This is a genomic window from Hymenobacter glacieicola, assembly GCF_014640315.1.
GTDB lineage: Bacteria > Bacteroidota > Bacteroidia > Cytophagales > Hymenobacteraceae > Hymenobacter > Hymenobacter glacieicola.
Genome location: NZ_BMGS01000003.1, coordinates 82,728 through 108,783 on the forward strand (window position 1 = coordinate 82,728; position 26,056 = coordinate 108,783).

The window sequence follows — 26,056 nt, forward strand, 5'->3', positions numbered from 1 at the left end:
TTACTGCGAATCCATTGGGTTAAATCGGTCATAACGCTTGCGTATAAAGGTTGCTCTATCCAACGGCGCCTGCCTTCCGCTAGTATAGCTGGTCAGGAGTTGACACAACCCATGGGTTACACTAGCGCTGATCAGCTTACATGAACCGCCACACCCGGGCCGGTGTGAGGCAGGCGTGCAGGCGCGTGTCGCCCTCCCAAACGTCCGTGATGCGGGGCACGGGTGGCTCCAGGCTAACTCCTATCCGCACCACATCGGGGCGGCATTCCCGCAGAAACCGGTCGTAGAAGCCTTTACCGTACCCTACCCGGTGGCCGGTTTCGTCGAAGGCCAGCAAGGGAATCAGCACGGCGTCAAGTTGAAAGGGTAGCACTTCTTCGGCTCCCACCGGCTCCGGAATAGCCCAGCGGTTATCAATTAACTGCGTTTCGGGGGTAAGGTGAAAGTGCCGCAGGGTCTGGCCGTTGGGCTGCACCACGGGCACGGCCAGCTGCAAGCCCGGCAGTTCGGCCCACAGCTGCCGAATCAGGAGCCACGTATCGGGCTCCTGCTGCCGGGGAATGGGCAGAAACACGTGCAGCCACTGCCACGCTGCCACCGGAAACGCCTGCTGCAGCTGCTGCCACAGGCCCGCGCTGCGGCGCGCCAGCTCCTCCTTCGTCAACTCCCGGCGGCGGGCCAGGGCCTCGCGGCGCAGATCAGCTTTCAGCATCGCTCTTCTCCTTTTCTACAAGGCAGTGGCCCGTACCACTGGGGCGCGGGCCGCATTACTCTTATAAGCTGGCGTTCAGGGCGCGCAGGCGGCTACTCCTCTTCCAGCAGGGTAAACTCCAGCGCCAACGGGTCGAAGGCCTCCAGGAGCTGCTGAATGAATTGAGGATTGTTGATCAGAATGCTCAGCACATTGTCGGTGCGCTCCTGCAAGTGGCCACCGGGCATAAGCTTGTCCTTGAGGGCCGTCAGCTGGCTGTAGGCGGTTTCGTGCTTGGCCTCGGCGGCTTTGCTCAAGCGCTTTTCCAGGCCGGTCACGATGCCGCTTACTTTCTGCTGCTCGGCGGCTACCGTTTTCACCAGCGTCGGGTCCAGGCGCTGGGCCAGGTCGGACACGGCCTGAAAGGCGACCGCCAACTGCTGCTGCTGCTCCTGCAGGCTGACTTCCTCCTGGCCTAGCGCGGCGCCCACCTGCTTTTTCAGCTCCGACAGCGGCCGGAAGATGTCCGTAGCAGTTAGGCCCAGCTTGCGCAGCTTGCCGGCGTTGGCCTTGCCCACGTACTGAGCTGAGTTGCGGGGTAGCAGAATGGGAAAGGGCACGCCGTTTTCCTCGAACACGCCTTTCAGCTGAAACCAGTACGCTACCTCGGCCCCGCCCCCAATGTAGCAGAGGTTGGGCAGCAGCAATTCCTGGTAGAGCGGGCGCAACACCACGTTGGGGCTGAACTGCTCCGGGTGCTGCCGAACCAAGTCCAAGAGCTCGGCTTGGCTGTGGCAACGCTCCGTGTTGCGCACGGTAATTTGGGCGCAATCCTGGGCGGCATCGTACTCCAGCCGCTCCCGCTTGCCCGTGTCGGTAAGAAAGAACAGGTTAAGCGGCCGCGAGTACACCTGGGGCTTGTAGCCAGCCGCTTCCAGCCGGGCGTTGGCCTCCTGCACGGCGCGGTGGGAAGACTGCGTCTGAATTTCCTTTTCCAGCACCGGCACCAGCGCCTGCTTCAGGGCGGGCGCGTCGGCATCCAGACTCACCAGGCCCAGCTCGCCAAACAGGTCGTGGGTTAGCCGGCGGGTAGCGGCGGCCAGGGTATCGGCTTCTTCGTAGGCCTGGCGGAACAGGGCCGGTACATCGGCGGGCAGCTGACTCAGCAGCTCCTCCTGTAACCCATCCAGCTTAAGCCGGCCGACGGGGCCACCGGTTTCGGCTGCGTTCCACTCGTACTTTTTTCCGAACAGGCTGAAGTGGTTGATTTCGGCGAAATCGTGGTCTTCCGTGGCCATCCAATACAGGGGCACGAAGTCGTACTGCGGATACTTTTCCTTGAGCTGGCGGCTGAGCTTTAGGGCCGTTACAATCTTGTACACGAAGTACAAGGGTCCGGTGAGCAGGTTAAGCTGGTGGCCGGTAGTGACAGTAAACGTCGTTTCCTGGCGGAGCAGGTCGAGGTTGGCCTGCACGGCGGGGTGCAGCACGGCAGGCAGCGTAGCGTACTGCTCCCGCAGGGCCTCTACCAGCCGCTGCCGCGCTTCAGGGGTATAGGAAGCGCGCTTTTCTTCTACCTGAGCCGCAAATTCATCGAGGGCCGGAAAGCGGTGATAAAACGGGGTCAGAGCTTCGTGCCGGGCCAGGTAATCGGTCAGCAGGGAAGAAAACGCGCCGGTATCGGCGTAACGTAGAGTCGTGACGGACATACGGAGGGAGAAATATTCGGCTATAACCGGCCAGCGCCCACAAAGTAACTGGCAATTTCCCGGACCCGCAGTTTTCGGCAGCGCCGGGCTTCAACTAGTGGCTCGTTAAGCACGGCAAAACCGCATTTCCAGTGAAATCTGCGCAGTGCCAATAAGCAAATTCTGGTTGTCGCCAGGCAGCAGACACTCCGCAAGCAGCCACAAAAAACCCTACCCCAATTTCTTGGGGTAGGGTTTAGCAGAAAAGCCGTTTTTATTAAATCAGCTTGCCATACAGGTCGAAGTCGGAAGCTTCGGTTATCTGCACTTGGGCGAAGTCGCCGAGGCGTACGTAGGTGTCCTTGGTAGCGGGCACCAGCACTTCGTTATCTACCTCGGGCGAGTCGTATTGGGTGCGGCCTACGAAGTAGCCGCTTTCCTTCCGGTCGAAGAGAACTTTATAAGTCTGGCCTACTTTTTCCTCGTTCAGCTCCATGGAAATGCCTTGCTGCAGCTCCATAATCTGGTCGGCGCGGTTTTGCTTTTCCTCCGCCGACACGTTGTCTTCCAGGGTGTAGGAGTGGGTGTTGTCCTCGTGCGAGTACGTGAAGATGCCCAGCCGGTCGAAGCGGGTATCCTCCACGAAGCGGTACAGCTCCTCGAAGTCCTGCTGGGTTTCGCCGGGGTGGCCGGCAATCAGCGTGGTGCGCAGGGCAATGTCGGGCACGCGCTGGCGGATGGTATCCACCAACTCAATCGTACGACGCTTGCTAATACCGCGACGCATGGTTTTCAGCATGTTATCTGAAACGTGCTGCAGGGGCATGTCCAGGTACTTGCAGATGTTGTCCCGCTCGTTCATCACGTCCAGGGCATCCATCGGGAACTGCGAGGGGTAGGCGTACTGCAGCCGGATCCAGTCGATGCCATTCACATCGGAAAGGTGGCGCATCAGGTCGGCCAGCTTCCGCTCGCCGTAGTGCTGCAGGCCGTAATACGTCAGGTCCTGAGCAATGAGAATCAACTCCTTGGTACCCATGGAGGCCAGGCGCTTGGCCTCCTTCACCAGGTCCTCGATGGGGCGGTCCTGGTGCTTGCCGCGCATGAGCGGAATGGCGCAGAACGAGCAGGGGCGGTTGCAGCCCTCGGCAATTTTGAAGTAGGCGTAGTGCGCGGGGGTCGTCAGCAGCCGCTCGCCCACCAGCTCGTGCTTGTAGTCGGCCTCCAGCTTTTTCATCAGCTGGGGCAGCTCCAGGGTCCCGAAGTAGGCATCGACCTGCGGAATTTCCTTTTCCAGATCGTCCTTGTAGCGCTGGGAAAGGCAGCCCGTTACGTAGAGTTTCTCCAGGCGGCCAGCCTCCTTTTCGTCGGCGTAGCGCAGGATGGTGTCGATGCTTTCCTGCTTGGCGTTGTCAATGAAGCCGCAGGTGTTGATAATGACGATGTTGGCGTCGCTCTGGTCGGCTTCGTGCGTCACCTCAAACTGGTTGGCGCGGAGCTGGCCCATCATCACCTCCGAATCGACGAGGTTTTTGGAGCAGCCCAGGGTAATAACGTTGACTTTATTGGCCTGTTGGCTTCTTACTTTCATAGAGTGCAGCGCGAGGTTTTGCTTCGCGAATCAGTGAACAGGCGGCCGGACAATTTCTTAACAGTGAGAAACTTGCCCGCTTACGGCCCGCGGCGAATTGAGGACCGCAAAGGTACGCAGGAGCCAACGCCTTTTCCTACTGAGGAAGTTTCTTTGTGCGCTGAAGTCAGTCGCCATAAAAACAGTCATTCCGAGCGGAGCGAGGAAGCTGGCGTACGGACGTTGAGCTATTCTTGCAACGTCCGCACGCCAGCTTCCTCGCTCCGCTCGGAATGACAAGCTTAAATAGCCCTATCTACTTCTTGAACAGTGAGTTCACGAACGTATGGCGGTCGAAAAGCTGCAGATCGGTCATCTTCTCGCCGACCCCGATGTAGCGCACCGGTACCTGCAGCTGGTCGGAGATGCCGATAACTACGCCGCCCTTGGCCGTGCCGTCGAGCTTGGTAATGGCCAGGGCCGATACTTCGGTGGCTTTGGTAAACTCCTTGGCTTGCAGAAAGGCATTCTGACCAGTGCTACCATCGAGCACCAGCAGGACTTCGTGGGGCGCATCCGGAATTACCTTCTGCATCACCCGCTTGATCTTGCTTAGCTCGTTCATCAGGTTCACCTTGTTGTGCAGGCGGCCGGCCGTGTCGATAATCACTACATCGGCCTGCATTTCCACTCCTTTTTGCACCGCGTCGTAGGCTACGGAAGCCGGGTCGGTGTTCATGCCGTGCGAAATGACCGGCACGCCTACCCGCTGCCCCCAGATGATGAGCTGATCGACGGCGGCGGCCCGGAACGTATCGGCGGCACCCAACACTACCTTCTTGCCGGCCGAATGGAAACGGTGGGCCAGCTTACCGATGGTAGTGGTTTTACCTACCCCGTTTACGCCCACCACCATAATCACGAAGGGCTGACCGGTATTGTCGGGCCGGTCGAGGATGGCGCGGGAGCCGGTGGCGCCGCTGTTGCGGTCCAGCAAATCGGCAATTTCCTCGCGTAGGATGCGGTCCAGCTCCGAGGTGCTCACGTACTTGTCGCGGGCCACTCGCTTCTCGATGCGGTCAATCACCTTGACGGTGGTATCAATCCCAACGTCGGCATGCACTAGCAGGGTTTCCAGGTCGTCGAGCACGGCCTCGTCCACGGTGCTTTTGCCCACCACGGCTTTGCTAAGCTGATCGAAGAAGCTGGTTTTGGTTTTCTGCAGCCCTTCATCGAGGGCCTGCTGCTGCTCCTTGCTTTCCTTGTCCTTCTTGAAAAAATCGAAAAGTCCCATGCGGTCAGGATGTAGGGCGAAGCTCCAGCTTCGCGCATCGTTGCTGAGGCTGAACAGCTTGTCTGGCTTCTAGGAACTCAGAATCAGCGGCTCAGCGGCACGAGGCTGGAGCTTCGTGCTAGAACGCAAAAAAGTCCCACGGTGGCGGGACTTCTTCACTTCGGTTGGAATGCCACGAAGGCGCCGGATTACTTAACGCCGGTGGCGATGTAGTCCTGCACTTTGTCAACGGGCACCATTTCCTCTTTGAAGGTGTAAGCGCCGGTTTTCTCCGATTTCACAGCACGGATAACTTTAGCCCAGTCCTTGCCGCCGGCAGTTTTCAGGGTAGCTACTACTTTCTTAGCCATTGCTCAGATTACTTGATTTCCTTGTGAACGGTCATCTTCTTGAGCACGGAGTTGAACTTCTTCAGTTCAATGCGCTCAGGAGTGTTCTTGCGATTCTTGGTGGTGATGTAGCGCGAGGTGCCCGGCTGCCCCGAGTTCTTATGCTCAGTGCATTCAAGGATTACCTGCACCCGGTTGCCTTTCTTAGCCATCTCGACGGGGGTTTTTGGTATTAAGGACTGCAAAGGTACAACCCTTTTTGGAATTGCCAAACAGTCAGTGACATTCCGCGCAAAACTGTGGGCGGAGCTTTAACTGGTTGGCCCCTACTTCAGCGTGGGTAGCGTGAAATCATCCAGGGCGCTGGGCTGGGCCATCAGGCTTTCTACCTCCGCCACGGTGCGTGGAGCTTCCCGCGAAAGGTTCTCGAAGCCAGTGCTGGTAATTAACACATCATCCTCGATGCGTACGCCAATGTTCCACCACTTTTTGTCGCAGGGGCTGCCTTCAGGAATGTAAATGCCTGGTTCTACGGTAATTACACTACCCGTACGCAACGGGCCGTAGGTACCGGCGTCGTGCACGTCGAGGCCTAGGTAGTGGCTGGTGCCGTGCGGGAAGTACCGGCGGGCCTCCTCCGGCTTCTGGATAACACCCAACCGAAGCAGGCCTGCCGTTACTACCTGCTGGGCGGCTTTGTTGGGGGCCTGAAACTCGTTGCCGGGTTTGCAGGCGGCAAAGCCGGCTTCCTGAGCGGCCAGTACCAGCTCGTAAATCTGGCGCTGGGCCGGGCTGAATTTGCCGGAGGGCGGAATGGTGCGCGTGACATCGGCAGTGTAGCCGTGGTATTCGGCTCCGCAATCCATCAGCAGCAGGTCGTTTTTTACTTGGGGCTTGTCGTTTTCGGTGTAGTGCAGGATGCAGGCATTTTCACCGGCTCCCACGATGCTGGGGTAGCCCTCGAACTCGGCCCCGTACTTTTTATAAACGTATTCGTGCAGGCCCTGCAACTCCATTTCGCCCATGTCGGGGCGGGTCGCCTTCATGACCTCTTGCTGGCCCACGGCGCTGATGCGCACGGCCCGCCGGAGCAGGGCAATTTCCTCCGGCGTCTTCACTTCCCGTAACTGGGCCAGGGCCGCATCTAGCCCTTGGGAATCGTAGCGGCTGGCGGGCCGGTTGGCCACGGCTTTTTGCCGCTCAGCGTCGGTTTTGGCGCTGAGGTAGCCTTGCACGTAGGCATCCTGGGTTAGGGCCGGCTGCGTTTGCGCCAGGTTCTGTAGGTAGGGCACCAGCCGCGCCGACCCCGTCAGGCCCCGCTGCTGAATCAGCTGGTGGGCCTCCGCTACGGTGGGGTTTACGTCGACGGGTAGGGCGGCCTGCTGCCGAAACGTTGTGAGCAAATCATACAGGTCGGCGGGGTCCCGGCGGTCGTCGCGGACATCGGTAGCCAAGGGTGAGTAGGTAATCTGAGCGAAGCCAGCCCACCCAATACCGGCGGTAGCAAACTCTTTGTTATCGGCGACGAACTGCACCTGTAGCTGCTGCTTGGCTCCCTCCGCGCCTAGCCGGCGGCCGGTCCACTGCTCGGCCTGGGGGTCACGGGGCTGTACGAACAGGGCTTCCGTAACGCCCGCTTGCCCTTTGATGGTCTGCGGCTCTTTGAACAGCACCAGCACGGCATCCGGCTCGGTGTAGCCGGTGAGGTAGTAAAAGTCGGGGCTCTGGTGGTAGGTGAAATCGACGTCGTTGGCGCGGTTGCGCACCGGGGCGGCAAACAGCACTGCTACCGAGCCCGCCGGCAAGGCCTGGCGCAGTAATTCCCGCCGCTGCTTGTGAAAAGAGGGCGCCAGAAAATCGGCGGGGCGGCCAGGGCCAGCGGCGCGCTGGGCCTGCGCTGCGGGAGCCGCCAGCAGGCCGGCGAGCAAAAGAAGGTGAGCGGGCTTGGGCAACAGCGAGGTAGGCATAGCGAGGAAGCGAGGAGTTCGGCCCCCGGGGCTACCTACGAAAGGCAGGATGCGGACCAGATGAACCGCAACTTCCGAAAAAAGCAGCACCTACGCCAGCCCAACCTATGGTGCCTGCTACCTGACCCCATACAACAGCGCGAAGCTTCCGCTACCCGCAGAACCGAGAATCTCCGGAAATGGAAAGTCTCGAAATCTGTGCGTGGCGGAAGCTTCGCGCTGAAGACGTACTGGTTTCCGAAGAAACTAGTAAACGATGAAGCCTTGCTCCTTGGCCTTCTTCAGGACCGACATGATGCCGTTCTTGTTGATGGTGCGGATGGTGCTGGCGGCAACTTTAAGCGTAACCCAGGCGTCTTGCTCGGGGATGTAGAAACGCTTCTTCTGCAGGTTCGGGTAGAACTTGCGCTTGGTCTTGTTGTTGGCGTGCGAAACGTTGTTGCCTACGCGGGTACGCTTGCCGGTCAGATCACAAACTCGGGCCATGATATCAGGAGCTTAGAGGTTTCAATGCTAGAAAAAGGGACGCAAATATCCGAAGTATTTTGACAGAAGCAAACCCACGGGCTGAAAAATAGCGGGTTAGCCCGTTTTCGGGCCCGGACGGGGCTTCTTTTTGTCGCGCCCGAACTGCCAGGGGCAGTGTCGGCAGCCGTTGCCGCAGCACGTGCCCCGCCGCAAATGGTATTGTTCCGTGAATACCATATACCCTTCCGGGGTCAGGTAATAGTCGCCGGGCTGAAGGGGTTGGGGAACGGAACGGGCCACGAAACTACAAGGGATGGAGCCGCAAGATACGCAAGCCCGGCCGGAGCTGCACCCTGAAAACATGTTGCTACCCTCGGCAGTATATAGCGTACTCCGCGCTTGGGCTTACGGCGCTGGTCGTTTTGCCTCATGCGCCCTCTGCTACCCTTGCTCCTGGCTTTGCTGCTAACTGGTGCGGTGCACGCCCAACACCCCGGCGCAGGCGGTATTCCGCTGCTGGTAGAGCAACTGGCCCAGGCCCCGGAAACCTTGCCGGAACTCCCCCTGAAAGAAGCCCGCCGCACCCTACCCCAGGCCCGGCAGCGCTACCAACGCGGCTTGCCCACGGGCGCCAGCTTCTACCTGACAGCACGGATACTGAATGAAGCAGCCACCCCCGAAACCGTGGTGCTACTCGTTGACCAGTGGCAGGGCAGCCGCATCAGCGGCCGGATTCTGCGGCTGGACGGGAGCGGCCGCGCTACCCCCGGCTCCGCCGTTGAGTTCGAGGAAACGGCGGTGCTGGACTGGGTGCTGCTGCGGCCTAACGGGGCAGAGGAAGGCAACTACCTCGGCAAGTTCCTGGACCTGGAGGACCGGCTGGCTACCCTGCACGACTAAGCGGCTTGGCTCGCCGGCCGCCGGTTTACTCGCCTTTCTTGGGAATATTCTTTAGGTCCTGCAAGGTGCCGCTGCTGTTAAAGCGCAGGGTCATGTCTTTGGGGTTGTGCTGGCCGGCCGCAACTATGGCGGCGCCCGTCAGCTTATAGTTAGTTTTCTTGGCTTTGAAGAGCGTTTTGAAGGCGACTTTGGGCAGTCCTTTGGGTTCAAACTTGACGCGGATGGGCATGAGCTCCGTGCCGCGCTTCCGAAACGAGACGTCCTTTTCCTCGACGCCTTGCACCTGCATATCGTCGCTGACGCGGAAATCGTAGCTCACGCGCCGCACCGTGACGGGGAAGGGGTTGTAGTTAGTCACCTTGAGCGTAACGACGGCTTCCCCGTTCTTGAGCCCCAAGTCTTTCACATCCACATCGGCCACTTCTATCTTGGGCAGCTTCGGCAGGTACACCCGTTTGGTGATGTTCACCGGAATCTTCTGGGGGCCCGCCACGGGTAGGCGGGTATAGAGGCTCATGGTCATTTGCACGTCGACGCAATCCTGCTGGCTGTTTTTGAGCGTGTTCTTGACGTTGCTTAAATCCACGGACATGGGCAGCTGCAGGTGGCTTACGGTGTTGGCCTGCATTACCGTAGGTTTGTCTTTGGTGCCTTCCGCCAGCAGCTTGCCCTCCACGCGGGTCTGGTAGCTCAGGCTGTCGATTTGCAGCGTCACGGGCATGTGGTTGCGCAAATCCGTCTTCATCTGGGCCTGTAGGCGGTCGGCCGTGATGTTGTTGATGGCCAGGGAAGTATTTTCCAGGGTTGGCAACAGTTCCTTGCCCTTATTGGTTGAAAAGTAGGCCCAGCCGCTACCCAACGCCAGGAGCGCGAGCAAGACCAACGTAAACGTCCACGCGGGGTGACGGCGCACAAAACCAACTGCCATAGCATCAGGAGCTGCTCTGGAGAGTGAACCGGAATACCACCGAATAGTATATACGGCTGAGCTTCAGGTATTTACAAAGCAACACTTTTCTCTTACTCCCCGGAGTAGGCAAATGGTTATAGCCGAGTTTGCGTTGGTGCCTCCTTACCAGGCAAGCCTTTTTCCGTAGTTTTGAGCTAGTTGAGTCCGCTGTTAACCCAAACCACCCTTGTTATGCAGTCTGCCCCCACCCACCCCACTTCCGACGTGCTAACCCCAACCAGTCGCAGCCAGGAGCTTATGGCGCTGGAGGACCAGTACGGGGCTCACAACTACCATCCGCTGCCCGTGGTGCTGGCCCGGGGCGAGGGCGTGCACCTCTGGGATGTGGAAGGCAAACACTACTACGACTTTCTGTCGGCTTACTCGGCCGTAAACCAGGGCCACTGCCACCCACGCATTATTGGGGCCCTTACCGAGCAGGCCCAGAAGCTCACGCTTACCTCGCGCGCCTTTTTCAACGACCAGCTGGGCCTGGCCGAAAAGCAGCTCTGCGAACTGTTCAACTACGACAAAGCTTTGCTGATGAACTCCGGGGCCGAGGCCGTGGAAACCGCCCTGAAGCTAGCCCGCAAGTGGGGCTACCAGGAGAAAGGCATTGCCCCCAATCAGGCCCGGATTCTGGTGGCCGAGCACAACTTCCACGGCCGCACCACCGGCATTATTTCCTTTAGCACCGACCCGGACTCTACGGGTGGCTTCGGACCGTACACGCCCGGCTACCAGGTAGTGCCTTACGACGATTTGGCCGCCCTGGAAGAAGCCGTGAAAGACCCGCACGTGTGCGCTTTCCTGGTGGAGCCCATTCAGGGTGAAGCCGGGGTAATGGTGCCTTCGGAGGGCTATTTGGCCCAGGCCGCGGCCATTTGCAAGGCCCACAAAGTGCTCTTCATTGCCGATGAAATCCAGACCGGGCTGGGCCGCACCGGCGAGCTGCTGGCCGTGTGCTACGAGGGCGTACACGCCGACATTCTGATTCTGGGCAAGGCCCTGAGCGGGGGCGTGCTGCCAGTGTCGGCGGTGCTGGCCCGCAACGAAATTATGCTTACCATTCAGCCTGGGCAGCACGGCTCCACGTTCGGGGGCAACCCGTTGGCTTCGGTGGTGTTGCGGGCCGCGCTGGATGTGCTGCTGGAGGAAAAGCTCACCGAAAATGCCCGCGTACTGGGCGAGGTATTCCGGGAACGGATGCGCCGGGTGCAGCAGCAGCGCCCCGAGGTAGTAGAGCTCGTGCGCGGCAAGGGCCTGCTCAACGCCGTGGTTATCAAGCCCCACCCCGATGGCCGCACGGCCTGGGACGTGTGCGTAACCCTGATGGAGCGCGGCGTACTGGCCAAGCCCACCCACGGCGACATTATTCGCTTTGCCCCGCCCCTGGTTATTACCGAAGAGCAGCTCCACGAGGTCTGCGACATTATTGAGCAGGTAATTCAGGAGTTCTAGGCTGCGTGAAAACGGGCCTACCTTCTTCGCCTGCCCGCAGGGTTTGCTTACCGAGCAAGACATTTCGCTGAAGTACCCTCTTGCAAGCGGGGCCTCTAGGTAGGGGCCCCGCTTTGGCGTAGTACACGACCTGATTGTCGTACGGTTTATCCGGTTACTCCGCACAAAAACGGAGCAGCCCCGCCGGGAAACACTGAATTTAAGCCCGTTGGCCGGCGCGGCCCCAACACGGATTTGGCTGCGGGAGTATGTTGGAGCATTCTTCACAAACTCTATGACTAGCATCTATGCTACAGTCAGTTATGTATTCAAACTGGTGGGTAATGGCCCTGCGCGGACTGGCAGCTGTGCTATTCGGGTTGCTCACCTTTATAATGCCCGGCCTGACCTTACTGGTGCTGATAACCTTGTTTGGGGCCTATTGCCTGGTAAATGGCGTGCTGACCCTACTCACGGCCTTTCGCGGGGGGCGCAACCAACCGCGGTGGTGGGCCCTGGTGATGGAAGGAGCCGTCAGTCTGGTAGCCGGCGCCTTGACCCTAGCCTGGCCCGATCTTACCTCCCTGGTGCTTCTGTACGTGGTAGCCATCTGGGCCCTGGTTACCGGGCTGCTCCAGATTGGCTCGGCCATTCGGCTGCGCAAGCAAATAACCGGGGAGTGGGTGCTAATGGCCGGGGGCCTGCTTTCGGTACTGTTCGGGCTGATACTCATGATGAGGCCGATTACGGGCGCCCTGGTTATTGCCTGGTGGGTTGGGGCTTACGCGTTTGCCTTCGGGATTCTATTGGCAATACTGGCCTTCCGGCTGCGGCGGCGAGCCAGCCACCAGAGGGCTGCGGCAGCTTCGGCCAGCTAATTGGCGGACCCGCTGCCACGCCCACCGACAAAACCGCGCTTCTGGCGGGGCCCGGCAGCCGGTTAGCCGAAGAAGCCAGCAGGGCGGTAGCTGAGGTAGTAGTTTTGACTCATTACTACTTCAACCTCTACTCGTTATGCGTACTCGTCGGTTGCTTCTGCTGTGTGGTCTGGTGTCAATGTTGGCAAGCAGCTGCCAAACCACCCGGTCGGCGTTTCAGGCCCGGCATTTAGGTCCGGTGATGTCGTTTGCTACGGACACGGCCACTACGGTTTTGCTGCTGCACGATTCCCAGGGGCCCCAGGCTACCCGGGTGCAGGTAACGGCCGCCGAGGCCGCCGCCTTCCGCCAGCAATAAGCCGCCGCACCTGGCGCGCCAAGCCTCTACTCTGATTTTCATACACCACGCTGCCGTGGTCCAGCCTTCGGGGGCAGGGCCGCGGCGGTGGCGTTTTCCGTCGGCCTGTTCAGAGCGCCAGAAAAGAGGCCCGACGCGGGGTTTGTTTTACCTTGGGCCATGCTTTTACTTAGATGGTGCCGCGGCTGGGCGGCAATTGCGCTGCTGTGTACTGGCTGCCGCAGCGAACAGGTGGCCTTTACGTTTCGGCCGGCTTCTCCTCCTACCTCAACCCCGGCGTCCGGAACGCCGCCTGCCACTGCTGCCCCGGCACCGTCCGTGGCCCCGCGGCCGGCGCCTACCCCCGTGGCTCCCGCTGCTACTCCGGTCCGGCCTGGCCCGCGGCAAGGGGCCCGTGCACCCCAGGTTGCCCAACACACTCATCACCAAGTTACTATTCGCCGCCGCCCGGAGGCCGCGGCCCGGCGGCACCCGCAGCTTCCGGCCAAGCGGGACACCTTCCATTTGCTGCTGGGTGGGTTGCTGATAGCAGCGGGAGTAGTAACCGGGCTGCTGCTGGGTGGCTGGCTGGGGCTGGGCGTGGGGGCGCTGATTGTGATTCTGGGTTACTACTTCGTGGTCCTGGGTATGGGCGGCCAGCACGCGTGGCTGGAAATCTTCCAGGAGTTTTTCAATATGTAGCCAGCTTATATTGTGAAGTTTATAAACTCCCGCCGGTATAAATACCTGCTGCTTGCCAGTGCTTTGGCTACGGGTTGCCGGAGTGAAAAGACTGCGTTTCCGTTTCGGCCAACGGCAGTGGTTGCCGGACCAAACGTGCCGATAAGCTCTGCCTCGCCGCCCGCCGCGAAGGTGGCGCAGATGATCCTGCCAGCCAACCAGCGCCTGCCGCTCTCCTCCCGGAGCCAGAGCAAACCACCGTACCCGGCAGCCCGGTGGCGGCAGCCTTCCGAAGCCACCAGCCACATCCGCCCGGGTGCCGTGCGGCACCGTCCGCAGCGGAAACCGTCGTTCCAATATCGGAGCCCGCGTGAGCTGCACTTCGGGCCCAACGCCGGTACTTTCGTACTGCTGGCAGTTGTAGGGACCGTTGGCCTGCTTGCGGGAGCCATTATTGGTTCTACTGCTGGCATTGTGGTAGCTGTGGTAGGTTTGGCAGCCGTCGTGCTGGGCTTCCTGGGCTTTGTGAACCAGTGGTAGCCCTGAGCTGCCAAGTTCCGCAACCTTACCTTTGCCGCGGTTGTTCTACCCCGTCAACTTAACCGCTAACTGAAAGCTACTCATGCCTATTCTGCCCACGCACCGCCCGCGCCGCAACCGCAAGTCCCAGGTTATCCGCGACATGGTGCAGGAAACCCGCCTCACCACCCACGACTTTATTTACCCGCTTTTTATTACCGAGGGCCAGAACCAGCAGGTAGAGATTAAGTCCATGCCGGGTATTCATCGGTTTTCGGCCGACCGGGTTATCGACGAAATTGGGCGTTGCGTGGAGCTGGGTATCAAGAGCTTCGCGCCGTTTCCGCAGGTAAATGAGGTGCTGAAGGACCGGCTGGCCCGCGAGTCGGCCAATATGGAAGGTCTCTACCTTAAAACCGTGGCCGACATCAAGCGGCAGTTTCCGGAGGTAGTGTTGATGACCGACGTGGCCATGGACCCCTACTCCAGCGACGGCCACGACGGTATTGTAGACCCCGATTCGGGCGAGATTCTCAACGACGCTTCCCTGGAGGTGCTGGGCCAGATGGCCCTGGCTCAGGCCCGCGCCGGCGCCGACATCATTGGCCCTTCTGACATGATGGACGGCCGCGTGGCCTGGATTCGGGAGGTGCTGGATAGCAACGCGTTTTCGCACGTGAGCATCATGAGCTACACGGCCAAGTACGCCTCCGCCTTCTACGGCCCCTTCCGCGACGCCCTGGATTCAGCCCCCAAGCGCGGCGACAAAAAAACGTACCAGATGAACCCTGCTAACCGCCGGGAGGCCCTGCTGGAGCTAGCCCTGGACGAGCAGGAAGGCGCTGACATGGTGATGATTAAGCCCGCCCTGAGCTACCTCGACGTGATTCGGGAAGTGCGCGACAACACCCAGTTGCCGGTGACGGCCTACAACGTATCCGGGGAGTACGCCATGGTAAAAGCGGCGGCCCAGCAGGGCTGGCTTGATGGAGAAAGAACCATGATGGAGGTGCTGACCAGTATCAAGCGGGCCGGCGCCGATGCCATCCTGACCTATTTTGCCAAGGAAGCGGCCGAAGTGCTGCGCCGCGGTTAATGCGCAAACGCAGAAAAAAAGCGGAACGGGCTCAGGCCCGTTCCGCTTTTTTTCTGCGTTCTTTCCACCCTACCATCGTAGCTCCTTATGTCAACGCCGTTGCGCCTCGCCCTGCCTTCTGATATTCCGGCCATTCTTGGCATTGTTCGAAGGGTAGTGCCGCTGATGCAGGCCGGCGGCAACCAGCAGTGGAGCCTCGATTACCCGAACGAGCAGGTGTTTCAGCGGGATATTGCCCGGGGCCACCTGTGGGTAGCGGAGCTGCACGGCGCGGTAGCCGCCGTGGCCGCCCTCACCCACAACGACCAAGATGCCGAGTACGCCCACGCCGACTGGAACTTCGCGGAGCCGGCCCTGGTAACCCACCGGCTGGCCGTGGACCCGGCCGCCCAGGGCCACGGCCTGGCCCAGGCGCTGCTGAAGGAGGCCGAGCACCTGGCCCGCGAGCAAGGCTTGCGCGTGCTGCGCGTAGACACCAACTCCGAAAACCAGGCTACCCAGCGGCTGTTCCCGAAGCTGGGCTACCGCTACGCCGGCGAAATAACGCTGGGTTTCCGGCCCGGGCTGCGGTTTTTCTGCTACGAGAAGTGGCTGGGCTAGCGCCGCCCGCGTAGTACCGGAGTCCAGCCGGGAGAGCCGGCTACTGACGTTATCTGTGTGTTCTTACTTTATAATCTAGCTACTATGAACCAGCATCTATTCCGCTTCCTGCTTCTGGCGGGCCTGACGGCATCCGCCTTCCGCGGCCACGGGCACCCCCCCGTTGCGGTTAGCAAGGCAAGATATGCGGTAGCCGAGCCGCTGTATCTGCTGAACTCGAATAGCATCATGAGCAGCGGATTTTTGCCCCAGCTTACCCCTGCTGCTATAGCCAAGGTTCATATTTATAAGCCGAACTATGTGCCGCCGCTCCTGGCGGGTTTGGATTGGGCGGGCATCGTTGCCATCAGCTACCCAAAACCGATTGCCAGCCAGTCGCTGGCGCAGATAAGCCGTCGGCACGGGGTGCGCGGGCCTTTTCGGGTGGTGATTGACGGCCGCCTGCTCAGCGCCGAGCAGGTAGCAACCCTGCGCATGGTGCCGGAGGCCATTGGGCAAGTGCGCGTTACGCCGGCTACCCCCGCCGTGCCGGAGGCCGTTGTGGCCATTACGCTTACCAAGGCCAAACCCGTGGAGCATCCGCCCGGTACCATCCTGATTCGGTAGGCTCTCCCTTGAGGTAGTGCCGGAGCACGCTGTCCTGGGGGGGCTACTTTTCAAAAGGCCAACGCCTTAAAGTTCTGCTCCAGAGCAAGAACACCACTACCCCCAGCCCCATCATGAGCAGGGCCGCCAGCTGAAACGGCAGAAACACGGTGGTGGCCCCCGTAAGCGTCAGCTGCACGCCGTCCTGAATACTGAAGAACACCCACAGCCACACGGCCACCGCTACCACTACCGGCAGCGGGTACAGGGGCATCCGGAAGGGTAGGCCCGCGGTGCCGCGCCGGCGACGCAGCAGCATCAGCCCCACGGCCTGGCCCACGAACTGCACCAGGATACGCATGGCCAGAATGGCGCTGATAACCTCGCCGAGCTTAAAAAGCAGGCTGAACACAAACCCTACCCCGCCCAGCAGCAGCAAGGAAACGTGCGGGAAGTGCTTGGTGGGGTGGGTGCGGGCAAACACGGGCAGAAACTCCCCGTCGGCGGCGGCGGCGTACGGGATGCGCGAGTAGCCCAGCAGCACGGCAAACAAGGAGGCAAACGCCACCCACAGCACCAGCGCCGTGGCTACTTTGGCGGCCGTAGCGCCGTAAATCCGCTCCACAAACGTGCTGACGATGAACTCGGAGCGGCTGGCTTCGGCCCACGGAATGACGGAGCCCACGCTCCAGTTCAGAAGCAGGTAGAGGGCCATGATGCCCAGAATGCTCAGGAAGATGCTGCGCGGAATGATTTTGTGGGGCTCCCGGACCTCGCCGCCCAGGTGGCAGACGTTGTAGTAGCCCAGGTAGCTGTAAATGGTTTTGACCGTGGCCTGGCCCATGGCGGCGGAAAGCAAGGCCCCGGGCAACGCCCCCAGCCCGCCAGTCGGGAGCCAGGCTACCGGGTGGGTAGCGTGCGTAACCCCACCCAGAATCAGCCAGCCCATGAGCCCCAGCACGCCCAGCCACAGCAGCACGCCCAGCCGCCCAATGTCCTCAATTTGCCGGTACAGCAGGGCCAGCAGCAGCAGCACTACCCCGCCCGATACCAGCTTGGGCTGCCACCACTCGGTTAAGGGCACCAGGTAGCCGAAGTACTGGGCAAAGCCAATGGCGCCGGAAGCAACTACCAGCGGGGCCTGCACCAGGGTTTGCCACACGTACAGAAACGACATCAGCCGGCCCCACTTCTGCTCCCCGTAGGCCAGCTTCAGGAAACGGTAGGAGCCGCCGGCCTCGGGGTAAGCCGCGCCCAGTTCGCTCCAGATCAGCCCATCTACCAGGCTCAGGGCCGCGCCTACCAGCCAGGCCAGCAGAAAGTTCGGCCCCATGAACCCCATCACCAGCGGCAGCGTCACGAAGGGCCCGATGCCCACCATGTCAATCATGTTCAGGGCCGTGGCCTGCACCAGCCCTAGCCGGCGGTGCAAGGGTGGCGGGGCCGGGGCGGCCGCTGGCGCGGGAGTAGAAGGAGGCTGATCCATAGGAAACGAGGTGAAGCTGTACAATCCGCAGAAGCCCCGATTGTTCACACGCCTACGCAACGAACCCGGCTCCGGCCAGCCCGCGGGCTGATCCAACCTGAGTTTGCCGGGTTTCGTACCACCAACTCAATCACTGCGCTTTCTATGCCCCACAACTCCTCCGGCTCGTCCCGCTGAAGTAGCTCCGTTGGTTGGATTACTTGGCAATACTGCTCTCGATTCTGCCTGATTCCACGGTGCAGCGCTGCCGCGCCGGCTTAGGCAGCATGCTGAGCTGACATGCCCGGCAGCGGGGAGCAGGCACCGGTTGCCCGGAATTTAGCCGCATCTTCGCGGCAGCCGCCTGGTGGCTATGGCCGCTAAATGGCTGTTACCGGGCGGGGTGCCGTTTGTCTTGTTAGCTTCTTCTTTATCTGCGCCCTAGCTCTAGCACATGGCATCACAGTCCTCGTCTAAAATTGCCATTTACGGAGCCATTGGGGCCAACGTCGCCATTGCCATCAGCAAGTTTGTGGCGGCCTTTTTTACCGGCAGCTCGGCCATGCTTTCGGAGGGTATTCACTCCCTTGTCGATAGTGGCAACGGGCTGCTGATTTTATTTGGGGTGCATCAGGCCCAAAAGCCGGCCAACCCGCGTCACCCTTTCGGCCGCAGCAAGGAACTGTATTTCTGGTCCTTGATTGTGGCTATTCTAGTGTTTTCTGTGGGCGGCGGCATGTCGTTTTACGAGGGTATTGAGCACATCAAGCATCCGGCCCCCATCACGGACCCCACCTGGAACTACTGGGTGCTGGGCCTTTCGCTGGTTTTTGAAGGCATTTCCTGCTTTCTAGCTTTCCGCGAGTTCAACAAGAGCCGCGGCGAGGCCGGCTTTTGGGCCACGCTTGGGCGCAGCAAGGACCCTTCCGTATTCGCCATTCTGATGGAAGACCTAGCGGCCCTGCTGGGGCTTACCATTGCCTTGGCTGGGGTGTACTTCGGGCACCAGTTCGCAAACTCTTACCTCGATGGGGCCGCCTCCATTTGCATTGGCGTGCTGCTGGTATCGGTGGCCGTGTTCCTGATTTATAAAACCAAGGGCCTGCTGGTAGGCGAAGGGGTAGCAGAAGAAACCCTGGATGCCCTGGAAGCACTGGCCCGGCAGCAGCCCGGAGTTGAGCAAATTCGCCGGCCCCTGACCATGTACCTTGGCCCTCAGGACGTGGTACTGGCCCTGGACGTTGATTTCCATGACCATTTATCGGCCGTTGAGGTTGAAAAAACCGTAGACGAGCTTCAAGATAGAATTCGGGCTAAGTACCCGGAATTTAAGCGCATCTTTATTGAGGCTACTGGCCTGGCCGGCAAGCAACGTAACCCGCTGGCGCCGCCAGACCCTACCTCGACCCCAATTTAAGGGCCACTCCTGCCCCGGCGGCTCCTGTTGCCGCCGCATCCGTTCCTCCTTTCCTGCTGCTATGCCACACGACTTTCTCGCTAACTCCCCCTTTTCCTCCTTCTGGATGGCTGGCTTTGAGTGCACCGACCAGCAGAATGCCTTCGGCAACCGCGTCGACTTTCTCACGCTCACCGGCCACCTCCAACTCCTCGACGACGACTACCAGGCCGTGCGCGCCTTTAACCTGGGCACCGTGCGCGAAGGCATCCGCTGGAGCCAGGTAGAGCGCACTCCCTACCACTATGACTGGAGCACAGTACAAGTACTGCTAGACGCGGGCCAGCGCCACGGTATCCAGCAGGTTTGGGACTTGTGCCACTTCGGCTACCCCGACGACCTGACGCCCTTGCACCCCATGTTTGCCCGTCGGTTTGCCCACCTGTGCCGGGCTTTCGTGGAGTTTTACCGCAGCCAGCGCCCCGATGACGTCCTCATTGTAACGCCCATTAATGAAGTCAGCTTTATGAGCTGGCTGGGCGGCGATGTGCGCGGCACCTCGCCCTACTGCGTGGGTCAGGGCTGGGAAGTAAAGCGTGGGCTGATGCGAGCTTACATCGAAGGCGTAGCCGCCCTGCGCGAGGCCGACCCTGGCATCCGGATTCTGACCACGGAGCCCCTGATTAACATTGTGCCCCGCCACGGCGCCGGCCCCGCCGAAACGCGCCGCGCCCGCGAGTTTCACCTGAACCAGTTCCAGAGCGTGGACATGCTGGCCGGACGCCTGTGCCCCGAGCTGGGTGGCCGCCCGGAGTACCTGGACCTGCTCGGGTTCAATTTCTACTATGATAACCAGTGGCAGCTGGAGCCGCATCAGACCCTGCCCTGGGCCAACGACTATAACGACCCGCGCTTCCGCCCCCTTAGCCACCTGCTGAAGCAGGCCTACCGCCGCTACGGCCGGCCCGTTGTGCTCACGGAAACCAGCCACCCCGGCCAGGACCGCCCGCTGTGGCTGAACATGATAGCCCGCGAGGCAGCCCGCGCCATTAAATCCGGCGTGCCTTTGCTGGGCGTCTGCCTCTACCCCATCATCGACCGGCCCGACTGGGACCACCTCACGCCCTGGCACCGGGCGGGCCTCTGGGACGCCGACCTGACCCAGCCCGCTCCCGGCCTGACCCGCCTGCTGCACGAGCCCTCCGCCGATGCGCTAACCCAGGCCCAGTACGTCGTGGCCAAAGCTCTGCGGCAGCCCGCCGAGCAGCTTTCTTTCTCCTGAAGTAAGCCATGAACGGTAGCCCTACCCCCGCCTCGGCGGAGCTGCTCCGGCAGTTTCAGCAGGCCTTCGCAGACGTAAATCTTTCCCCGGCGGAAGCTCACCAGTTGCGCGACCGGCTGGCGAGCTTTGCCGGGCAGGGCGGCGACGTGGGGCAGTTGCGCCACCAGGTATTTGCCTTGGCCCGGGAGCGGTTCAACACCTTCAAAGACAAGGCCGTGGTAGAGTGGCTAGAAGCGGCCACTATTCTGTTGCCCGATGCTGCCCTGCCGCTTGCGGAGCCCCAGAGCGGCGCCGAAGTGTATTTCAGTCCTGGCCCGGAGTGTGTGGCGGCCATTCGGCGGTTTATTCTGGAGGCCCGGACTACCCTGGACGTTTGCGTGTTTACAGTAGCGGATGACCGGCTGACAGATGCGCTGCTCGCCGCGCACCGGATGGGCGTACGGCTGCGCATCCTGACGGATAACGACAAGCTCTTTGACCGGGGCTCCGATGTGCGCCAGCTTCACGCCGCGGGCCTAGCCGTACGTACCGACTGCACCGACTACCACATGCACCACAAATTTGCCGTGGCTGACCGCCGGCGGGTGCTCACGGGCAGTTACAACTGGACCCGCTCGGCCGCCGAGCACAATCTGGAAAACCTGCTCATCACCCCGGAGCCAGCCGTAGTGGCGCGCTACGCAACGGAATTTGAGCGTTTGTGGGCGCAGCTACCTGATTACAAAGCGTAAGTTCCTGCCTAGCCTGCCAAACCAGCTCGCAAAAAATGCCCGCCGCTCAGCTCCTGTTTGGAGCCAAGCGGCGGGCATTTTGGTGGGAGTTACACTGTTAGGGCTTATTGGCCCGAAGTGGCCTGGGCCTGAGAACTTTCTGCCGAAGGACGGCGGATAATCAGGGGGAGTTTGGTGGTTTCGGTGCCTACAGTCAGGTTCAGGTTGTAGTCGCCGGCGGGCAGGTCCGTGAAGTCGAGGGACTGGTGGTGCGGACCGGCCGGCTGCTTGCGGTAGTCTGATACGCGCACGGCAATACCGCGCTGGTTGTAGAGCACCCAGCCCAGCGGCTTTTCCTGGCCCAACTGGTACGACATCTGCACGACCCCGTTGCTGGGGTTGGGGTACACACTCATTTGGTTGGCTCCCACGCCGGGCAGGCTCATGGCCGCTACTACCGGCGGGGCCTGGGCCGGGGCTACGGCCGTTAGCTTCCACTGCTGGGCTTCCTTGCCGGCGTAGCGCCGCTGCTCCACGCCGCCCCCTTCAGCAACGTCAGCGGAGTCTCTGACGGAAAGGGCTTTGCGGCTGTGCTTAGCCAGCAGCTTGTAGTAGCCGCCGCCCACTTCCTCAATGCGCCAGATCTGGTTGTTCCCGCTATAGTAGTTCCACAGGCTCATAGGGGCCCCGTTAGAGGTGGAGCTGCCCAGTACCTCCAGCACCTTGTTGCTGCCCTGCACCGAAATGCGGTAGAAACCTTCGCCGGCCGGCTCAATTTTCCACTGCGGGGCCTTGGCTTTGCTGTTGGGGTCCAGCACCCGGCTGGCGTAGCGGCCTTCGTCAGGCACTTCCAGCGGAGCCCCCGTGGTGCGTACCGTTAGGGTGTACACACCGGGAGTCAGGGGCACGGGCGGAGTAGCGGCGGCCGCAGCTTCAGCCGCCGCTTTGGCCTTGGCGGCAGCTTTGGCGGCGGCTTTTTCATCGGCCTTGGCTTTCGCCGCTAGGGTGGCGGCATTAGGGGCCGGGGCGGGTTTGGGAGAAGTTTTGGCGGGTGCCGCTGGCTTAGCCGCCGTAGCAGGCTTCGCAGCGGAAGTAGCGGCTGGCTTGGGTTTGGCGGCAGGAGTAGCGGCCGTTTTGGCAACTGGGGCCGGCTTGGGCGTAGCGGCTTTGGCTACCGGAGCCGGGCGCGGACCAGCCGGGTCGGGAGTGGTGGGAGAGCCCAAGGGGTAGAGGTTACCCATGGGAATAACCTGCGCAGCCTGTCCTGGCGGCACCCACTGCAGCTGTATGCCTGCTTCGCCGCCGCCATCGTTGTATTCCAGCCGGATGGTAGTCTTTTCCCCGGCGGCTAGGCTTACATTCGGGTCGAGGGTGCTGTTCTTTTTTCCGTCCCAGGTATCCAGCACTTTTTTGCCGTTCACCCACAGCCGAACCTCATCCGAGGTAAGAGCCACAAAGCGGTAACGGCCGGTGCTTGGTGCGGCCAGCAACCCTTCCCAGCGCACGGAAAAATTGTCAGCCGGTACGCCGGCAGCCGGCGCAGCTATTCCCCACCGGAAGTCAATGGCGCCATCAACTCGCTGTAGGGCCGGGGCGCCGGCCAGGCTGCCATTGGTAAAGTAAAAGCCCGTCAGGCCGGTACCAAACCCTTGCACTGGCTTCACCACCTTACCCGCAGCAGCAGCCAAGGGCCTGGCTTCGGGCCGGCCGGGCGTAGCGGCGGCAGCAGACGTGCCGCCAGTGAAACCCAGCCAAGCCAGGGAACAGACTAGTAAATATCGCACAATGTGGAAACTTTGGGTGGACAAATCAGGGGAAACGAAACCTGATAGCAGCAGCTCGGAAAACCCTACGCCTTTTGTACATTTTCCGGGTTGGTACTATTTCAACAAGATAAACTATTTAGGCCAGAATCTTCCCATCTCACTGCCAGTCTGCACTTTTCGCCGCTGAACAGTCCCGCAAATATCGGATTTTAGGACGTAGATACGGTCGGGCAAGTGCGTATTTTTGATCTTTCCCTTTTTACCATGACCGAGGCTATTGCTTATTTACCTACCCCACTGGGCCTGTTGGAGCTACGGGGTACGGAGGCGGGCTTACACGAGGTACAGTTCGTGAAGCAGCACTTGCTTACGGCGGTTTCCGAGGCTGCTGCAACGGCGCCCGCGCCGGTTTGCTTGCAGGAGCCCCACCGGCAGCTACGGGCTTACTTTAACCGGGAGCTGCGCGAGTTTGACCTGCCGCTGGCCGTGACGGCTGGCACCGACTTTCAGCGCCGGGTCTGGGCTAGCCTGCCCACTGTGGGCTACGGCCGTACTGCTTCCTACCTGGACTTGGCCCGCCACCTGGGCAACCCGGCGGCCGTGCGGGCTGTGGGAGCCGCCAACGGTCAAAATCCACTGACGATTATCTGGCCTTGCCACCGCATCATCGGGGCCAGTGGGCAACTGACGGGGTATGCCGGCGGCCTGGACCGCAAGCGGTGGCTGTTGGCCTTTGAACAGCCCCTGACCCAGACGACGCTGTTCGGCTAAGCTGGCCTACCCCGCCGGCCGGGGTGTCAGCCCAACGAAGGCCAGCAATTCCCGATAAATGATGTTGTGCTGCCAGTACAGCTGCAGCACCATCGGAATGTGGTTTTTGCCCGGCAGCACCCGGTAGCCCGGCGCCCGGCCCAGCGCCGTCAGCTTTTGCCGAAACCGCTCACTGCTGCTTTGAATTGACGGGTAAGTTTCGCCACCTACGTACACCAGAAAGGGCGGACTTTGGGTCGTCACGTGGTAGAGGGCCGATACTTCCCGCCAGCCTTCCGGCTTCTGCCCGAATGACACGAGGTACTGGGCGTCGCCGGCGTACTGCTTTTTCTGGAGGTAATCGAACATGTCCAGGCCGGCGGGGTCGTCCAGAATAGCCCCGCGCACCGGGTTTTGGGCTACCCCTCGCCGCGCAAACAGGCGGTTATCGGCGGCCAGCAGCGCGGCCAGGCCCCCGCCGGCGGAGTGGCCCATTACAAAAATGCGGTTGGGGTCGCCGCCGTATTTCGTGATGTTGTTCGCGGTCCAGATAACGGCTCGGGTGCAGTCGTCGGCCATTTGCGGCACCTGCACCAGCGGGGCCAAGCGGTAGTTAATGATAACCGCTACCACGCCCTGCTTGGCCAGCCGCCGGCCAATAAACGAGTACAGGTTTTTACTGCCGCTGTTCCAGTTGCCGCCGTGAATAAACACCACCACGGGCCGTAGCGCAGGGCTGCTGGCCTTGGGCGCATACACATCCAGCCGGTGCCGTTGGTCGTGGTAAGCGGAGTCGGTGGCGGGCACGTAGGCCAGGTCCTGGGTGCGGCGGCTAGGGCGGGCCGTAGCATATTCAGTGGCAACGGCCAGCAGCAAGGCAAGCACTAGCACAGCGGGCAGAACCCGAAAAAACAACGTGGGCATACGGAACATAAAACGGCAGAAAGCAGGTACGCTCCCCGGCTTCGGCCGGATTGCGTGGCCCGCCCGGAAGGACCAACGGGCAGCCCGGGCGCAGGTTGCCTGCCGTGGGTTATCTTTGAGACTTTCCCGACGCTTACTTTTCGGCGCTACTGTTCGTTAGGCTTTTATGAAATCCACTTTTTTACTTGCCGCGGCCCTGCTCCTGTGGAGTGCCGCACCGGTGCAGGCCCAGCGCAAAAGCAAATCAACTGGCCCGGCCCTGGAAATGACTACCGCCGCCCGCCGCCTGCAACCCCTGTTCGGGGGCCTTACGCCCACCCAGGCCGAGCAACTGGTAGGTTCTACTTACCTGACCAAGGTAGCCGGTAGCTTTGCTTCGCGGGCGGAAGCCAGCCGCTTTTTCAGCACCAAAGGCTACGAGTACCTGCGGGAAAGCCAGCCCGATACGGCCGCTTACCGCTTTAACCTGGCCTGGGTACTGGACCCCGCCAATGCCGACGCCTACCGCGGCCTGGGCATTGTGGTCAGCCGCAACGCTACCCCCGACCAAGCCATTGACTTGCTTACCCGCGGCCTGGCCCTAGCACCCACCAACAACCTGCTACTCAGTGACCTGGGCACCAGCCACCTGATGCGCTACGAGCAGACCAAAAAGAAAAAGGACCTGACCACGGGCATTGAGCTGCTGGAAAAAGCCACCACCCAGGACGCCACCAATGCCGTAGCTTGGCAGCAGCTAGGCCGCGGCTATTACTACCAGGAAAAGTACGACCAAGCCTGGGCCGCCGTGCACAAAGCCCAGAGTACCGACCTTTCAGCGGTTGATTTTGACTTGGTTTCCGACCTGCTCACCCACCTTCCCGATCCGCAGGGCAAGTTCAAATAAAGGCCTGCTTGCTGGCGTTAGGCAACGACTACCGCTCCGGCCGCGTATGCCGGGGGGCTCACCTACCGTCTACCCGCGTGAACATTCGTCCTCTTTCTTCCGCCCTAATGCTGCTCTCGGGCCTGGCCCTAACCCAGCAAGCAACCGCCCAGGATGGTGGCCCCGAACGCCGCCGCCGCTATTACGATGGCAATGCCCGCCCCTACTACCGCGGACCCATTCGGTTTACGCTGGGCGGGGGCGTGGGGCTGTACAGCGGCGACCTGACCAGTGGTCTGGGCGAGCAGTTCGTAGGGCCTAGCTTTAGCGCCGGGCTGCTCTACAAAGTGCGCCCTCACTGGCACGTGGGGGGTGAGGCATCCTACGTGCAGCTAGGTGCCAAGGACCAGTTGGTAGAGCGCAACCTGGCCTTCCGGGGCCGCAACGGGTCGGGGGTAGTGCTGGTGCGGTTTGAGCCCTTCCGCGACGAGGCAGCCTTTGCCGATCCGCGCCGGCCGGCGGCCCTGGTTAAACCCTACATCAAAGCCGGCGTGGGCTTTCTGCTCTACAGCCCCAAGGCTTACAATGGCACGATGCGCCCCGATGACAATACCGTGTTCCTGCCTTCTGAGCGCAACGATTACCCCGCCATGGCCCTGGTAGTGCCCGTCGGCATCGGGCTTACCCTGCGCCTGACCTCCCAACTGAACGCCTCCATTGAAGGAGCCTACTCCTTCACTACCACGGATCAACTAGATGATATCAGCCCGGTGAGCGGCCGCTCTTCTTCTGACCGCAACGATGGTTTCGGGCAGGTGGAGTTGAAACTGGAATACGCTCCGTGGCGGCGGTAACCAGCAACCGTAGCAACGCAAAAAGCCCGGCCGTGAGTCGGGCTTTTTGCGT

General features: G+C 61.1%; 28 protein-coding genes. 15 read left to right on the forward strand and 13 right to left on the reverse strand.

Features of this window, described 5'->3' with window-relative positions; all coding sequences use genetic code 11:
* Positions 1-136: 136 nt before the first annotated feature.
* The 9 genes from IEW18_RS06260 to IEW18_RS06300 form a co-directional block, all read right to left on the reverse strand.
* Positions 137-712 (reverse strand): 5-formyltetrahydrofolate cyclo-ligase, encoded by a 576-nt coding sequence (locus IEW18_RS06260; RefSeq protein WP_188556976.1) that lies wholly within the window; start codon positions 710-712, stop codon positions 137-139.
* 92 nt (positions 713-804) lie between these two features.
* Positions 805-2,400, reverse strand: a complete 1,596-nt coding sequence (gene bshC / locus IEW18_RS06265) for a bacillithiol biosynthesis cysteine-adding enzyme BshC (protein WP_188556977.1) — start codon at positions 2,398-2,400, stop codon at positions 805-807.
* A 256-nt stretch (positions 2,401-2,656) separates the two neighbouring features.
* Entirely contained in the window at positions 2,657-3,970 is a 1,314-nt protein-coding gene (rimO, locus tag IEW18_RS06270) for a 30S ribosomal protein S12 methylthiotransferase RimO (RefSeq protein WP_188556978.1), read from the reverse strand.
* Positions 3,971-4,265: 295 nt separating this feature from the next.
* Positions 4,266-5,243 carry a signal recognition particle-docking protein FtsY gene (gene ftsY / locus IEW18_RS06275; protein WP_188556979.1) on the reverse strand — a complete coding sequence of 326 codons (978 nt, stop codon included), beginning with the start codon at positions 5,241-5,243 and terminating at the stop codon, positions 4,266-4,268.
* A 188-nt stretch (positions 5,244-5,431) separates the two neighbouring features.
* Positions 5,432-5,593 (reverse strand): DUF4295 domain-containing protein, encoded by a 162-nt coding sequence (locus IEW18_RS06280; protein ID WP_188556980.1) that lies wholly within the window; start codon positions 5,591-5,593, stop codon positions 5,432-5,434.
* A gap of 8 nt (positions 5,594-5,601) precedes the next feature.
* Positions 5,602-5,784: a 50S ribosomal protein L33 gene (gene rpmG / locus IEW18_RS06285; protein WP_044510387.1), complete on the reverse strand. Its 183-nt coding sequence runs from the start codon at positions 5,782-5,784 to the stop codon at positions 5,602-5,604.
* A 114-nt stretch (positions 5,785-5,898) separates the two neighbouring features.
* Positions 5,899-7,539: an aminopeptidase P N-terminal domain-containing protein gene (locus tag IEW18_RS06290; protein ID WP_188556981.1), complete on the reverse strand. Its 1,641-nt coding sequence runs from the start codon at positions 7,537-7,539 to the stop codon at positions 5,899-5,901.
* A gap of 246 nt (positions 7,540-7,785) precedes the next feature.
* Positions 7,786-8,025, reverse strand: coding sequence for a 50S ribosomal protein L28 (gene rpmB / locus IEW18_RS06295; RefSeq protein ID WP_110976335.1), 240 nt, complete (start codon positions 8,023-8,025; stop codon positions 7,786-7,788).
* A gap of 96 nt (positions 8,026-8,121) precedes the next feature.
* Positions 8,122-8,307, reverse strand: coding sequence for a C1orf53 family protein (locus tag IEW18_RS06300; RefSeq protein WP_229728623.1), 186 nt, complete (start codon positions 8,305-8,307; stop codon positions 8,122-8,124).
* Between the two features lie 129 nt (positions 8,308-8,436).
* Between IEW18_RS06300 and IEW18_RS06305 the strand changes: the two genes are divergently transcribed.
* Entirely contained in the window at positions 8,437-8,907 is a 471-nt protein-coding gene (locus IEW18_RS06305) for a hypothetical protein (protein ID WP_188556983.1), read from the forward strand.
* Between the two features lie 25 nt (positions 8,908-8,932).
* Here IEW18_RS06305 and IEW18_RS06310 read toward each other — a convergent pair whose 3' ends face one another.
* On the reverse strand, positions 8,933-9,835 hold the full coding sequence (locus tag IEW18_RS06310; RefSeq protein WP_188556984.1) for an LEA/WHy family protein: 903 nt from the start codon (positions 9,833-9,835) through the stop codon (positions 8,933-8,935).
* 213 nt (positions 9,836-10,048) lie between these two features.
* Between IEW18_RS06310 and rocD the strand changes: the two genes are divergently transcribed.
* The 8 genes from rocD to IEW18_RS06350 all read left to right on the forward strand — a co-directional run bounded on the left by rocD (position 10,049) and on the right by IEW18_RS06350 (position 16,013).
* Positions 10,049-11,317 carry an ornithine--oxo-acid transaminase gene (gene rocD / locus IEW18_RS06315; RefSeq protein WP_188556985.1) on the forward strand — a complete coding sequence of 423 codons (1,269 nt, stop codon included), beginning with the start codon at positions 10,049-10,051 and terminating at the stop codon, positions 11,315-11,317.
* A 287-nt stretch (positions 11,318-11,604) separates the two neighbouring features.
* Entirely contained in the window at positions 11,605-12,174 is a 570-nt protein-coding gene (locus IEW18_RS06320; protein ID WP_188556986.1) for an HdeD family acid-resistance protein, read from the forward strand.
* A 136-nt stretch (positions 12,175-12,310) separates the two neighbouring features.
* The gene (locus tag IEW18_RS06325) at positions 12,311-12,532 is read left to right on the forward strand and encodes a hypothetical protein (protein ID WP_188556987.1); all 222 of its coding nucleotides are present in this window, start codon (positions 12,311-12,313) and stop codon (positions 12,530-12,532) included.
* Between the two features lie 159 nt (positions 12,533-12,691).
* Complete coding sequence (locus IEW18_RS06330) at positions 12,692-13,213, forward strand: hypothetical protein (protein WP_188556988.1); 522 nt, start codon at positions 12,692-12,694, stop codon at positions 13,211-13,213.
* 135 nt (positions 13,214-13,348) lie between these two features.
* The gene (locus tag IEW18_RS06335) at positions 13,349-13,732 is read left to right on the forward strand and encodes a hypothetical protein (protein ID WP_188556989.1); all 384 of its coding nucleotides are present in this window, start codon (positions 13,349-13,351) and stop codon (positions 13,730-13,732) included.
* 82 nt (positions 13,733-13,814) lie between these two features.
* Entirely contained in the window at positions 13,815-14,807 is a 993-nt protein-coding gene (gene hemB, locus IEW18_RS06340) for a porphobilinogen synthase (RefSeq protein WP_188556990.1), read from the forward strand.
* A gap of 87 nt (positions 14,808-14,894) precedes the next feature.
* Positions 14,895-15,407 (forward strand): GNAT family N-acetyltransferase, encoded by a 513-nt coding sequence (locus IEW18_RS06345; RefSeq protein ID WP_188556991.1) that lies wholly within the window; start codon positions 14,895-14,897, stop codon positions 15,405-15,407.
* Between the two features lie 84 nt (positions 15,408-15,491).
* Positions 15,492-16,013, forward strand: a complete 522-nt coding sequence (locus IEW18_RS06350) for a hypothetical protein (RefSeq protein WP_188556992.1) — start codon at positions 15,492-15,494, stop codon at positions 16,011-16,013.
* Positions 16,014-16,056: 43 nt separating this feature from the next.
* On the opposite strand, the gene IEW18_RS06355 is transcribed toward IEW18_RS06350, so the two are convergent.
* Entirely contained in the window at positions 16,057-17,478 is a 1,422-nt protein-coding gene (locus IEW18_RS06355; protein ID WP_188556993.1) for an APC family permease, read from the reverse strand.
* 433 nt (positions 17,479-17,911) lie between these two features.
* On the opposite strand from IEW18_RS06355, the gene IEW18_RS06360 reads away from it, so the two are divergent.
* The 3 genes from IEW18_RS06360 to IEW18_RS06370 all read left to right on the forward strand — a co-directional run bounded on the left by IEW18_RS06360 (position 17,912) and on the right by IEW18_RS06370 (position 20,866).
* The gene (locus IEW18_RS06360; protein ID WP_188556994.1) at positions 17,912-18,874 is read left to right on the forward strand and encodes a cation diffusion facilitator family transporter; all 963 of its coding nucleotides are present in this window, start codon (positions 17,912-17,914) and stop codon (positions 18,872-18,874) included.
* Between the two features lie 61 nt (positions 18,875-18,935).
* Complete coding sequence (locus IEW18_RS06365) at positions 18,936-20,135, forward strand: glycoside hydrolase family 1 protein (protein WP_188556995.1); 1,200 nt, start codon at positions 18,936-18,938, stop codon at positions 20,133-20,135.
* Between the two features lie 8 nt (positions 20,136-20,143).
* Positions 20,144-20,866, forward strand: coding sequence for a phospholipase D-like domain-containing protein (locus IEW18_RS06370; protein ID WP_188556996.1), 723 nt, complete (start codon positions 20,144-20,146; stop codon positions 20,864-20,866).
* 104 nt (positions 20,867-20,970) lie between these two features.
* Here IEW18_RS06370 and IEW18_RS06375 read toward each other — a convergent pair whose 3' ends face one another.
* Positions 20,971-22,629, reverse strand: coding sequence for a PA14 domain-containing protein (locus tag IEW18_RS06375; protein ID WP_188556997.1), 1,659 nt, complete (start codon positions 22,627-22,629; stop codon positions 20,971-20,973).
* Between the two features lie 246 nt (positions 22,630-22,875).
* Here IEW18_RS06375 and IEW18_RS06380 point away from each other — a divergent pair, with 246 nt between their 5' ends.
* Complete coding sequence (locus IEW18_RS06380; RefSeq protein WP_188556998.1) at positions 22,876-23,382, forward strand: methylated-DNA--[protein]-cysteine S-methyltransferase; 507 nt, start codon at positions 22,876-22,878, stop codon at positions 23,380-23,382.
* 6 nt (positions 23,383-23,388) lie between these two features.
* Here IEW18_RS06380 and IEW18_RS06385 read toward each other — a convergent pair whose 3' ends face one another.
* Positions 23,389-24,285 carry an alpha/beta hydrolase gene (locus IEW18_RS06385; protein ID WP_188556999.1) on the reverse strand — a complete coding sequence of 299 codons (897 nt, stop codon included), beginning with the start codon at positions 24,283-24,285 and terminating at the stop codon, positions 23,389-23,391.
* A gap of 166 nt (positions 24,286-24,451) precedes the next feature.
* Between IEW18_RS06385 and IEW18_RS06390 the strand changes: the two genes are divergently transcribed.
* Both IEW18_RS06390 and IEW18_RS06395 read left to right on the forward strand, forming a co-directional pair.
* Entirely contained in the window at positions 24,452-25,171 is a 720-nt protein-coding gene (locus tag IEW18_RS06390) for a tetratricopeptide repeat protein (protein ID WP_188557000.1), read from the forward strand.
* Between the two features lie 77 nt (positions 25,172-25,248).
* Positions 25,249-26,004, forward strand: coding sequence for an outer membrane beta-barrel protein (locus IEW18_RS06395; RefSeq protein WP_188557001.1), 756 nt, complete (start codon positions 25,249-25,251; stop codon positions 26,002-26,004).
* The last annotated feature ends 52 nt before the right edge of the window (positions 26,005-26,056 follow it).

Bases quoted from the DNA above. Each gene is read 5' to 3' on its own strand.
- IEW18_RS06260 (WP_188556976.1), bottom strand. From the start codon at position 712: ATGCTGAAAGCTGATCTGCGCCGCGAGGCCCTGGCCCGCCGCCGGGAG.
- bshC (WP_188556977.1), bottom strand. From the start codon at position 2,400: ATGTCCGTCACGACTCTACGTTACGCCGATACCGGCGCGTTTTCTTCC.
- rimO (WP_188556978.1), bottom strand. From the start codon at position 3,970: ATGAAAGTAAGAAGCCAACAGGCCAATAAAGTCAACGTTATTACCCTG.
- ftsY (WP_188556979.1), bottom strand. From the start codon at position 5,243: ATGGGACTTTTCGATTTTTTCAAGAAGGACAAGGAAAGCAAGGAGCAG.
- IEW18_RS06280 (WP_188556980.1), bottom strand. From the start codon at position 5,593: ATGGCTAAGAAAGTAGTAGCTACCCTGAAAACTGCCGGCGGCAAGGAC.
- rpmG (WP_044510387.1), bottom strand. From the start codon at position 5,784: ATGGCTAAGAAAGGCAACCGGGTGCAGGTAATCCTTGAATGCACTGAG.
- IEW18_RS06290 (WP_188556981.1), bottom strand. From the start codon at position 7,539: ATGCCTACCTCGCTGTTGCCCAAGCCCGCTCACCTTCTTTTGCTCGCC.
- rpmB (WP_110976335.1), bottom strand. From the start codon at position 8,025: ATGGCCCGAGTTTGTGATCTGACCGGCAAGCGTACCCGCGTAGGCAAC.
- IEW18_RS06305 (WP_188556983.1), top strand. From the start codon at position 8,437: ATGCGCCCTCTGCTACCCTTGCTCCTGGCTTTGCTGCTAACTGGTGCG.
- IEW18_RS06310 (WP_188556984.1), bottom strand. From the start codon at position 9,835: ATGGCAGTTGGTTTTGTGCGCCGTCACCCCGCGTGGACGTTTACGTTG.
- rocD (WP_188556985.1), top strand. From the start codon at position 10,049: ATGCAGTCTGCCCCCACCCACCCCACTTCCGACGTGCTAACCCCAACC.
- IEW18_RS06320 (WP_188556986.1), top strand. From the start codon at position 11,605: ATGCTACAGTCAGTTATGTATTCAAACTGGTGGGTAATGGCCCTGCGC.
- IEW18_RS06325 (WP_188556987.1), top strand. From the start codon at position 12,311: ATGCGTACTCGTCGGTTGCTTCTGCTGTGTGGTCTGGTGTCAATGTTG.
- IEW18_RS06330 (WP_188556988.1), top strand. From the start codon at position 12,692: ATGCTTTTACTTAGATGGTGCCGCGGCTGGGCGGCAATTGCGCTGCTG.
- hemB (WP_188556990.1), top strand. From the start codon at position 13,815: ATGCCTATTCTGCCCACGCACCGCCCGCGCCGCAACCGCAAGTCCCAG.
- IEW18_RS06345 (WP_188556991.1), top strand. From the start codon at position 14,895: ATGTCAACGCCGTTGCGCCTCGCCCTGCCTTCTGATATTCCGGCCATT.
- IEW18_RS06350 (WP_188556992.1), top strand. From the start codon at position 15,492: ATGAACCAGCATCTATTCCGCTTCCTGCTTCTGGCGGGCCTGACGGCA.
- IEW18_RS06355 (WP_188556993.1), bottom strand. From the start codon at position 17,478: ATGGATCAGCCTCCTTCTACTCCCGCGCCAGCGGCCGCCCCGGCCCCG.
- IEW18_RS06360 (WP_188556994.1), top strand. From the start codon at position 17,912: ATGGCATCACAGTCCTCGTCTAAAATTGCCATTTACGGAGCCATTGGG.
- IEW18_RS06365 (WP_188556995.1), top strand. From the start codon at position 18,936: ATGCCACACGACTTTCTCGCTAACTCCCCCTTTTCCTCCTTCTGGATG.
- IEW18_RS06370 (WP_188556996.1), top strand. From the start codon at position 20,144: ATGAACGGTAGCCCTACCCCCGCCTCGGCGGAGCTGCTCCGGCAGTTT.
- IEW18_RS06380 (WP_188556998.1), top strand. From the start codon at position 22,876: ATGACCGAGGCTATTGCTTATTTACCTACCCCACTGGGCCTGTTGGAG.
- IEW18_RS06385 (WP_188556999.1), bottom strand. From the start codon at position 24,285: ATGCCCACGTTGTTTTTTCGGGTTCTGCCCGCTGTGCTAGTGCTTGCC.
- IEW18_RS06390 (WP_188557000.1), top strand. From the start codon at position 24,452: ATGAAATCCACTTTTTTACTTGCCGCGGCCCTGCTCCTGTGGAGTGCC.